5 protein-coding genes and 1 tRNA gene are annotated in these 10951 nt (G+C 58.6%); 5 read left to right on the top strand and 1 reads right to left on the bottom strand.

Annotation, left to right across the window (positions count from 1 at the left end):
- Positions 1-798 precede the first annotated feature (798 nt).
- Positions 799-875: transfer RNA gene (locus AC0L8N_RS10365), tRNA-Arg, on the bottom strand.
- A gap of 190 nt (positions 876-1065) precedes the next feature.
- Between AC0L8N_RS10365 and AC0L8N_RS10360 the strand changes: the two genes are divergently transcribed.
- The 5 genes from AC0L8N_RS10360 (at position 1066) to AC0L8N_RS10340 (ending at position 10889) form a co-directional block, all read left to right on the top strand.
- Complete coding sequence (locus tag AC0L8N_RS10360) at positions 1066-2028, top strand: DUF2334 domain-containing protein (RefSeq protein ID WP_473667570.1); 963 nt, start codon at positions 1066-1068, stop codon at positions 2026-2028.
- Entirely contained in the window at positions 2022-2930 is a 909-nt protein-coding gene (locus AC0L8N_RS10355; protein ID WP_473667569.1) for a GNAT family N-acetyltransferase, read from the top strand. The genes AC0L8N_RS10360 and AC0L8N_RS10355 overlap by 7 nt, the downstream gene beginning before the upstream one ends.
- A gap of 378 nt (positions 2931-3308) precedes the next feature.
- Positions 3309-4646, top strand: a complete 1338-nt coding sequence (locus AC0L8N_RS10350) for a glycosyltransferase family 2 protein (protein ID WP_473667568.1) — start codon at positions 3309-3311, stop codon at positions 4644-4646.
- Between the two features lie 486 nt (positions 4647-5132).
- On the top strand, positions 5133-9062 hold the full coding sequence (locus AC0L8N_RS10345) for a thrombospondin type 3 repeat-containing protein (protein ID WP_473667567.1): 3930 nt from the start codon (positions 5133-5135) through the stop codon (positions 9060-9062).
- Between the two features lie 120 nt (positions 9063-9182).
- Positions 9183-10889, top strand: coding sequence for a B12-binding domain-containing radical SAM protein (locus AC0L8N_RS10340; RefSeq protein ID WP_473667566.1), 1707 nt, complete (start codon positions 9183-9185; stop codon positions 10887-10889).
- Positions 10890-10951: the final 62 nt, after the last annotated feature.

Below are 10951 nucleotides of genomic sequence, written 5' to 3'. Positions count from 1 at the left end.
TGTCACAAGTCTGACGAAAACTATTATGTTTCTAGTGGTAGTTGTATCACGTTGCTGCAACTTGAAACCACTTACAGAAAAATTTCCGGCGACGATGCAGCAGTTTTTGGCGAAACCAATTTGTCATCATTCAGCCACGCTGTGTGCGGACTTTGGTGTTTATCGACCATGATTGATTTTTTTCCGTTTTTTTTTAGGGTCTTTTGCGATTAAGCATTGTGCAAATATGACTGCGGATTGAGGCGGCACAAAAAACTGCCTGCAGATTGCCAAGACAAGACCGCGCCTCTTATTTTGAATTGTGCGCTCGACGGGAAAATTGCGGCCGCGAGATGCGCGCAAAAATTTTTCGGGCAGTATGGAATGAATGCGCGTCCGTTTGCGCATTTCGACGCACGCAATCGCACACAACAACAAAGCATTGCATGATGTAGATGAAGTCACCTTGAAGACTGCCGTCGACTCGTCTGGCGAACTCGTATCGTGTGCAAAGTTGCTGCAGCAATAAACGTAGCTCATATCGCCAAGCTGAAAAGCATGAAGCAGGTTCGACGTTCACTACAAATCGCGCCTGAAGAATGTCATGCCGCATTGACGACGCGACACAGCCTCTTGCTGCGGCCTAAGTGCGACTGGTGCTGCATCGAGAGCGTGACAACGCGATGGCGGTGAAAATGGCGCGCCCGAGAGGATTGACTGCGCCGATCTGTCGAACCCGTCGCCCGTTGGGCGACACAAGTTCGAATAGTGCTGCGTCAAGACGGGCGCATCCGGTTGACCAACCGAATATGCAAAAAATGGCGCGCCCGACAAGATTCGAACTTGTGACCCCTGCCTTCGGAGGGCAGTACTCTATCCAGCTGAGCTACGGGCGCCTTGGGACGGTGTTGCTCGGCGGGCGAGCCTGAAGAGACAGTACTCGCCGGAGCAAATCGAGCCGGGATTCTAATACATGTAGCGGCGCTTTGCCTGATCGAAAGCAAGCGAATTACCGCGCTGCCCGCGCCACGTGAGAGTGACGCGCCTCCCAGTAACGCGCTGAATTCTTTGGCCTGTCAGGGCGACATGGGTATTCTGATTTGCATGAACCCGCATTTCTCACCGCCTGACTGGCTGCCGCCCGGCAAGACCGCCGCTGTCTGTTTCAGCATCGACGACGTGCACCCGGCGACATCGCAAGACGACTACGAAACCGGTGGCGATCTTGGTGACGGTGCGCTGGGGCGGGTGGAGACGATGCTGCATCGACACCCGCAACTCAAGGTTACGCTGTTCGTCACACCCGACTGGCGACCGCGTGGGCTGGTGCGGCGGCCATCCCTTCTCACCCGTATTCCGATCGTGCGCGAACGCATCATCTGGCCGACCTTGCATCCGGAGGGAAAGATGCGGGTCGACCGGCATGCGGCATTCGTCAACTACCTGAATGCTCTGCCACGCACCGAGATTGCGATGCACGGCCTGCACCATTTGCACCACGGCTCACGCTTCGCGGTCGAGTTTCAGGAGCAGGATCAACTGGAATGTGCAGGCTTGCTACGGCAAGGCCTCGACATCTTTAAGAATGCCGGACTCAATCATTCCGGCGGCTTCCAGCCACCCGCGTGGAATTTGCCGCAACCCCTGGTCCAGGCCCTGGGCGATGAATCGTTTCGCTACGTGAGTTCGGGACGCGATCTTGTAACGCCGATTGCACCCGATGCACAAACAGCCATGAGTGGCCTGCGCGGGGTCTCACTACTCTTTCCGCAGGAACTCGCGCACAACCGGCTGCTGCATTTCAGCGCTAACTTTCAGGCGACGTCCACGCCGCAACGCGCGTTCGACATCATCGACAACGGCGGCCTGCTGTCGATCAAGGCACACATATTCAAGACAGGCGGCGGTCATACGATGGCTGACGGCCTTGATGACCTTTACTGCAACTACCTCGACCTGTTGTTCACAACCTTACGGCAGCGCTACGGCGATACGCTGTGGTGGACATCCATGGGCGAGATCAGTGAACGGGTACACAGATCATGCTGAGCATGAACTGGAACCCTGAAGGCTATTGCGTTACTGACTACGTAGACCTGCTGAATCGCAGCTTCAATGGCAGTTGGACTCCTGTGCTCTATGACTGGTACATGTCCCGCCCGTTCGCTGCCAAGACGCCGGACAACGGCGTTCTTATGAAAGATGGTCAACCAGTCTCTGGCGCGGGTGTCGTCTACCGACAGCTGCGGGATAGCGACGGCCGGATAGTCAACGTTGGCGTGATAACCGGCGCGTGGACCCTGCCGGAGGCGCGCGGCCACGGCTACTTCACGCAAGTCATGCAAGAGTCGGCGGCGCACGTCGGCGCACAAGGCTGTGAGCTGCTGCTCGGCTATGTCACTGACGACAACGCCAGCGGCAAAGGCATGCGACGCGCCGGCGCATGGATGATTCCAACGACGTACCTGCTTTCAGCCACGACCAGCAACCGTCAACCGCGCTACCTGGACGTCACACCAGCGAATGTCGACGCCGGCGAACTGCACGCACGGCACAACCTGCATAGCCGGGCCGCGGGCTACTACTACCAGCGCACGGACGATTGGCGCAGCCAGTTTCTTGAACGCACGAGCCCCGTCGAAGTCCTGCGAGTCGGAGGAGAAACTCTGGCTATCGTCGAACAAACGCCCGGCACGGATCGCTTGCAGTGGCTGAACGGCGATAGTCGTACCTACGCCGCATGCATGGCCAGTTTGTCCGCACGCGCACAAGCGGCAGGGCGGCGGTTTTTCGGGTTCGGCTGTGGTTCGTGGGTAACGGATTGTGACAACCACCCCGAACTTGAACAACGCGGTGGCTTCATTACTTGCCTGCCTGCAGGTCAGGTCTCACCGCAGAATGCCGCGATGCTTGCGGGCCCCTGGGAAGTGCATTCCGGCGACCGCGTGTAGCATCGACCTCCGCCGTTTCCTGCAACATGATCTCACGCCGACAACAGTCGTCAGGCAACAACAGGTCCTACACCATCTCCGGTCACCGCACTGATTAGTGTTAGCTGGATCACAGAATATCCATCCCGAGCGGGAGTTTGGCTGACACGCTGTGTACTGTGATGGCGCTGCATTGGAGGTTGTACTCCTGTGCCGCTCGCTCGCGATGGCCACACGCATGCGTTATCCGGGCGAACTGTTCTAGGGAAATGGAACCGGCAATGAGTGTCTCAGGACGAATACTGGCCGCGCGAAAAATTGACTGCATGACGCGGTTGTCTGCCAGCCGAACACGGCAAGGCGTCGGCTGCGAGCGGCTATCCCGTGCGTAGACCCAATATGGCAGAACCCGCTTTCAGGCCGTCTTTCTGGTTTATGGCCATCCTTGGCATTGCCGGGATCTCGACCGTTGTGTGGCTGGTCGTTAACGCCGGGCTGTCCGTGCCGGCCTACCTCCTCGTCAGCGCCATCGTCCTGCTCGACGGCTTCGACATAGCGGCGCGGTTGTGGCTCAGGCACCAGACGAACCGCCGCCAACAACTATCCCCGGCACCGTCAGGCAAACCGCGCCCCTACGCCATACTGGTATCCGTGCACAACATGGAGCACCAGCTCGACGCGTTTCTGGAATCACTGCAGGCGTATCGCGCCAACGTCTGGATCGTTGACGATGCATCCACCGACAGCACGGTCTCCCGCTTGCGCGCTTCCGGCTGGCGCTATCTCGCACTCGAACGGAACGTAAAGAAGCCCGGCGCATTGAAGCAGCTGCTCCGGCAAATTCCCGCGGAAGTGGGGACGATCGTCATCATCGACCCGGACGTGTCGCTGCCCGATAACCTGAGTGAAAGAATTCACGCGTTCCAGCAAAGCGGTGCAGCCGCGATGTGTCCGAAAGTGGTTGTGCGACCGGATGGCAACCTGGCCGAGTTGCAGAGTATCGAGTACGTATTGTCATTTGATCTCGGCCGCTCGAGCCTTTCTCCACAAACCGTTACCTCCGGTGCTGCGGTCTACGACCGGGCCGTTCTCGACGAGATCATGAAGCACCATACACTGTCGGTGTACGGTGAAGATCTGGAGAACGCGTTGAGCATACTCGGCGCCGGCAAGGACATTGTTTACGATCCGCAACTGGTCCTGGAGACCGATGGCAAACGCACCTGGCACGGCTGGTTTTCGCAACGCGTCGGCTGGTCGTTCAGCTTGCTGAAAATATTTGCTGAGCAGGGCAGCAATATCGCCAGAGCCATGGAACGTTCGGCCGTTGGTTTCTACCAGTTCGGCATCTATTTCGGAATCCTCGGCATGTTGCTCTGGCCGCTGAAGCTGTCGAGTATTGTGCTACTGAGTTACAGCGCCATCAACGGCATCGACGAGTTGCTGGCGCTAAACCTGATTGCCGACAACGCGCTCAATCACCCGGCGTTCTTTGCCGCCTGCTACTTCAAGTACACAGTCGTGGCCCTGGTCGCTTATGTGCTGGTCTCGCCTGCCAATACCATGGCCCGAGGCCTGTTGTTCATACCAATGTTCTTTCTCTACAGCGTCGTGCTGGTTCTGCCGACCTTCATCGGCTACCTCAACTGGATCACCCTTCGCCTGTTTGGGTTTCGCGTTTATTCCGATCACTACGACGCAAAGCCGGTACTCGGCCGTAACCCGGGTACGGGCTGAACAAGTTCCTACCTCGCCTGTAACCTGATCCGGTACGGCTGGCAACCCTGCTGCCCTCGATTCTGAGTGACCACTGTCGCGACTTGTGACCGGCGTCACACTCGTAACTGCCAAGCAGGACTCATTTTGGCGGCTGTTCCGCGGCGCGCCGTATCGCCCCTGAATTAGCCGGAACGGTCGGTCTGGCGGCCGCTAGTAAAACGCCAGGACCGAGCATAACGCACTGTTTTTTAAACAGTAATTTCTGACCGCGCGTCATCACTGCCATTATGGTAAACCGAAATTTTGCAGCTGCCGACGGTCGCCGAAACTTCCCAAATAGCCGATTCGTAACCCTTATTTGTGCGTTTTTTCACATGTATTGCTTTTTGGAAAAATGAGACCCCGTTAGAGTTCGCTTCCGACCATTCACTGTAGGGTCTGAACACAAGCAATTGCGCGTGTGGCACCGCCGCTACACGTACTGAAGAACCCGTTGGAGCGATGATGTCTTATTCACCTGCAAAGTCCGCCAGTCAGCTTCTGGCTGTCCTCGGTATCAGCCTGTTTTTAGCTGCCTGCGGCGGCGGCTCATCGCCCACAGCGGAACAACCGGTCGTGCCTGCTGTGCTCGACACCGATGCCGACGGCATTGCAGATGTCACGGACAACTGTCCCGCCACCAGCAACAGTGACCAACAAGATCTCGACGCCGACGGCCAGGGCGATGCCTGCGACTCCGACATCGACGATGACGGCGTAGCCAACTCGGCCGATATTTGCCCGATCAACGTCAATCCCGGCCAGGAAGACCTGGACGCGGATGGCACCGGCGATGCCTGTGACAATGACGACGATGGCGACGGTGTCGACGACGCCACTGACAACTGCCCCGTCATGAGCAACGCCAACCAAACCGACCTTGATGCGGACGGCCAGGGCGATGCCTGCGACACCGACGACGATGCCGACGGTATCGACGATACGGCCGACAATTGCCCCGTAGTCTCTAACCAATCACAAACCGACACGGACAACGACGGGGTCGGCGACGCCTGCGACGCCAACACTGACAGCGACAACGACGGCGTTGACGATGGCAGCGACAACTGCCCCGCAATCCCGAACAACAACCAGTCTGATCTTGATGCCGACATGGTTGGCGATGCCTGCGACACGGACATAGACGGCGATGGCGAGCTGAACGGCGCAGACAACTGCCCGGTCAACTCGAATGCCGATCAGGCCGATGCCGATGGCGACGGCACCGGCGATGCCTGTGACTCGGACCGCGACGGTGACATGTGGGCTGACGACGGCGACAACTGCCCGTTCGTGAACAACCCGAGTCAGGCTGACAGCGATGACGACGGTGTGGGCGACATGTGTGACGGCGATTCGGACTCCGACCTCGACGGCATCGTAGACGTTCTCGACAACTGCCCGGCACATCCCAACCCTGATCAGGCAGACGCGGACGGTGATGGCCCGGGCAATGCTTGTGACGAAGACGACGACAACGACGGACTGGTCGATGACGCGGACAACTGCCCGGTCGATGCGAACCCCGATCAACTCGATGGCGACAATGACGGCATCGGCGACGCGTGCGATCCGAACATGGACTCTGACGGCGACGGCGTTGACGACGCGCTCGACAATTGCCCAATGATCAGCAATGCGGCGCAAACCGATACCGACAATGACGGCGACGGTAATGCCTGTGACAGCGATGATGACGGCGATAACGTCGACGATGCTGTCGACAACTGTCCGATCGTCGCCAACAGCGATCAGGCTGATGCCGACGCCGACGGACTGGGCGATGCCTGCGATGCCAATACCGATTCCGACAGCGATGGCATCGACGACGACGTCGACAACTGCCCCGCTGTAGCGAACGCCGATCAGGCTGATGCAGACGGCGACGGTCAGGGTGACGCTTGCGACTCTGACGGCGACGGCGATGGCATAGCCAACTCCATCGACGTTTGCCCGCTGATTGCCGATCCGCTGCAGCTCGACCTCGACCTCGACAACATTGGCGACCTGTGCGATCTCGATATAGACGGCGACGGCGTTGCGAACCTCGGCGATAACTGCCCGATCATCAGCAACGGCGGTCAGACTGACCTCGACGGGGACGGCGTCGGCGACGCCTGTGACCTCGACGACGACGGTGACGGCGTACTCGACGTTATCGACAACTGTCCGTTCATTGCCAATCTGACTCAGCTCGACACCGACCTTGACGGTATTGGCGATGCCTGCGACAGCAATACGGATACTGACGCCGATGGTGTCGACGACGGCAGCGACAACTGCCCGCTGGCCGCCAACGCCGGTCAGGAGGATCTGGACTCGGACGGAGTTGGCGATACCTGTGACACCGATGTAGACGGCGACACGATTATCAACGGCATCGACAATTGCCCGCTCAACTCCAATGCCAGTCAAACCGATTTTGATTCCGACGGCGAAGGTGACGCCTGTGACAACGACGTGGACGGTGATGGCACCGCCAACGGCCTCGATAATTGCCCGATCATGGTCAACGCCGATCAAGCCGACAGCGATGGCGACGGCATCGGCGATGTTTGTGACAATGACTTCGACGGTGACCTGGACGGCGTTGCGGACACGAGCGACAACTGCCCGGCGGTAGCCAACCCCGGCCAGGAAGACAATGACTCTGACGGCACGGGCGATCTTTGCGACAACGATGACGACAACGACACCGTCGCTGACGGCACCGACAATTGCCCGGTCGACGCTAACCCGTCACAGCTGGACACGGATGGCGATGGCATCGGCGATGCTTGCGACGCCAACACGGACACGGATGGCGATGGTGCCGACGACGACACCGACAACTGCCCGCTCATCAGCAACCCTGCGCAAGCCGACACCGACAATGACGAAATCGGCGACGCCTGCGATCTGGACGATGATGGCGACACTGTTCCTGACCTGATTGATAACTGCCCGCTGGTCGTCAACCTGCTGCAGCTCGATCTGGACGGCGACGGTGAAGGCAATTTGTGTGACGACGATGACGATGGCGATCTTGATCTCGACATCGTTGATAACTGCCCGCTGACCAGCAACGCCGACCAGGAAGATACCGATGGCGACCTGATCGGCGACGCCTGCGACGATGACATTGACGGCGACAGCCTTCTGAATGGCGCTGATAACTGCCCACTCATCGTCAACCTTACCCAGCTCGACCTCGACAGCGACGGTGAAGGCGACCTCTGCGATGACGACGATGACGGCGACTCGACCATTGATTTCATCGACAATTGCCCGCTGATTGCCAATCCCGGTCAGGAAGATACCGACGGCGATGGCATCGGTGATGCCTGCGACCCGAACCTGGACACCGACATCGACGGCGTTGATGACGACATCGACAACTGCCCATTGATCCCCAACCCCGGTCAGGACGACGCCGACGGCGATGGTGAGGGCGACGCCTGCGATTTGAACACCGACACCGATCTGGACGGCGTCGAAGACAGCCTCGACAACTGCACGCTGGTTGCCAACGCCGGTCAGGAAGACACCGACAGTGACGGCATCGGTGACGCTTGCGATCTCGATGATGACAATGACCTGATCGTCGATCTCGTCGATAACTGCCCGTTGGTGGTCAACCCCTTGCAGTTGGATTCTGATCTCGACGGTCAGGGCAATCTCTGCGACAGCGACGATGACAACGACACCGTCGACGACGGCGCGGACAACTGCCCGTTCATTGCCAACCCGGGGCAGGACGACAACGACGCGGACGGCAGCGGCGATATCTGTGACAGCGACGACGACAACGATGGCGTTGCCGATGGTTCGGACAATTGCCCGCTCACCAGCAATCCGGGGCAGGCTGATACTGACGCGGATGGTGTAGGCAACGCTTGCGACGCCAATACGCAGGTTGTTTGCGGTGTCGGCGAAAGCTACGAGCCCATCCTGTCGCCGCAAGCGACTGTCGACCGCGACACGGGTGGACTGCTATGCGTACTGTGCGGCGTCACCAACCCAGACAATGTTATCGATGCCAATCTTGGCAATGCCTCGCGCATGGTCATAACGGCCGGCGCAGCCAGCGGCGTCAGCCTGACCGTTAACGACTCGGATACGGTCTACAACACACCGACGCGAGCCGGCTTTGTCGTCGCGGACCCGTTTACATTGATAGACGTTTCGGCATTTGGCCATCTGACCATCACCACCATGCTGGGTGGCGCTGACGTAGAAACCGGAGCCGCCTGGATGGACCTCATAGAACTCGGTGGCGGCTTCGATGCTTCACGCCGCTTCATGTGGATCGAAACAACGCAACCGTTCGACGCACTGCGAATAGACATGCGGTCCTTGCTGTCAGTCGCCGAGCAACTCGACGTTTACTCCGCGTGCGTAGGACCCGGTACCTAACGTAAACCGCCCGGGTGCCCGATTGCGCCGCAAGCACAGCGGCAGGTATCGGCACACACCGGCGGCAGGACGTCGCTGAAACCGGGCAGCAACACCGCCAAACCAGGATTGGAGCCAGGAATGAAGAACGAAACAGCGGGGGCGCGCATAGATGCCCGCCCACCGATAGATCGCCCGATCAACATTCTGTTGATCGGTCCGTACGATCCGCATTGCGGCGAGTACACGTTCCTTGCTCCGCCATTGGGTGTCTGGCGCCTGTGCGGCTACCTGAATGATCACGGTCATGCCGCCACGGTGTTCGATCCGAACAATTGCAAACGCGCGCCGGCTGCCGAATTTCGCAAACTGCTGGCCAGTCGCGACTGGGACATTATCGGTTCGTCCACAACCGGCATGACGCTGAAGTACGACCTGAGCCTTTGCAGCATCGCGCGCGCCATGCTGCCTGATGCATTGCTCATTGGCGGCGGCATGGAAGCTACATTTGCCCCGGGTCTCGTCAGCCAGCTCGCGCAACTGGACCTGGTTGTACTCGGCGAAGGCGAGAAGCCACTGCTCGAACTCGCGGAACGCATGCAAAAAGGGTTGGCGCTGTTCGGCGTCGAGTCAACTGCCGTTCCATTGCAGGACGGCAACGTTCACAAGCTGCACGGCTATGCCCTTGACTACGATGAATTTCGCGATGCGGTCATGCGGACGCCGTACGAAGACATGCCTTTCGAGGAATACTGGGTAAGGCTTGAGCAGGCCTATTCCATCAACTCGCTCACCGAGAAAGCAGCCAGGGAAGCTCGTTTGGCCGAAATTCGCTCTGTGCGGATTGCCACTCTCAACTACTGTCCGATGGCGTGCACATTCTGCTCTTCCACCAATTTTCTGCATGAAGTACAGGACAAAGTCGCAAAAGTCACCCGCCTGAGTGCCGACGATTGCCTGACCATGATCGACCGGGTGGTTGCCGCTCAACCTGGCGTACGCACCATCATCTGGCAGGACGACATTTTCGTCTTCACCAACGACAAACGCATCATTCCATTGTGCGAAGGCATCATCGCCGGCAAAGCCAGCGGTCGTTTTCCGGAACACCTGAAGTTCATCAGTACGAACCGCATCGATGCCATGACGCCGGAGCGTCTCGCGATCATGAAACTCGCCGGTTTCCGCGTTCTGGGCTTCGGCGTCGAGAGCTTCTCGCAGAATGTCCTCGCCGAGTTCAACAAGGCGCAAATATTCAAGCACATTGATACCAATCTGGCGGAAGCCGTGCGCCTCGGACTGACACCATTTCTCGACCTCATTATGAGTTCACCGCGATGCAGCGTGGCCGACATTCACATCACAGTAACCCGCGCTTATCACTGGATCATGCAAGGCTGCGAAGTCGGGCTCTACCCGTACATCATTCCGTTCTCAGGCTCTGTTATGGCCCGCGATCCTGAACTCAAGGCACACACCATAAGCGAAACGGTCACGGTGCCCGGCACGGATATTTCGTGGCAACAACCGCAGAAAATCCTGCCGATAGACGACACGGCCCGTAACCTGATTTGCGAAATAGAGCGCCGCTTTTCCCGGCGCCTGGAAACCGTATCGGCAGCCGGTGGCCACATGCCATCCCGCACACGGTCGCTTATCTGGATTGAATCTGCCTTACCGTTACTGGCCGCCGAAGGTTTTGCTGTTCCTGATGTCAGGAAGATCGCCGCAATTATCGAATGTCGGACGACGGCTGTCGATGACGACCCGATTGATGACACCACACCCGAAGAGTTGTTCCGTACGCAGTCGCGAGAGTTGCGAACGCTGAGCGCAGCACGAAACTGATGCCGCAATCGACGACGCAAGGGTTAATTGATTCCTGGCTGACAGCCTGCTGCAGCCTACTG

This window comes from Woeseia sp. D3-10, from assembly GCF_055809415.1.
The sequence above is the reverse complement of the archived record's forward strand: the minus strand, read 5'-3'. Positions and strand labels throughout refer to the sequence as shown.

Bases quoted from the DNA above. Each gene is read 5' to 3' on its own strand.
- AC0L8N_RS10360 (WP_473667570.1), top strand. From the start codon at position 1,066: ATGGGTATTCTGATTTGCATGAACCCGCATTTCTCACCGCCTGACTGG.
- AC0L8N_RS10345 (WP_473667567.1), top strand. From the start codon at position 5,133: ATGTCTTATTCACCTGCAAAGTCCGCCAGTCAGCTTCTGGCTGTCCTC.
- AC0L8N_RS10350 (WP_473667568.1), top strand. From the start codon at position 3,309: ATGGCAGAACCCGCTTTCAGGCCGTCTTTCTGGTTTATGGCCATCCTT.
- AC0L8N_RS10355 (WP_473667569.1), top strand. From the start codon at position 2,022: ATGCTGAGCATGAACTGGAACCCTGAAGGCTATTGCGTTACTGACTAC.
- AC0L8N_RS10340 (WP_473667566.1), top strand. From the start codon at position 9,183: ATGAAGAACGAAACAGCGGGGGCGCGCATAGATGCCCGCCCACCGATA.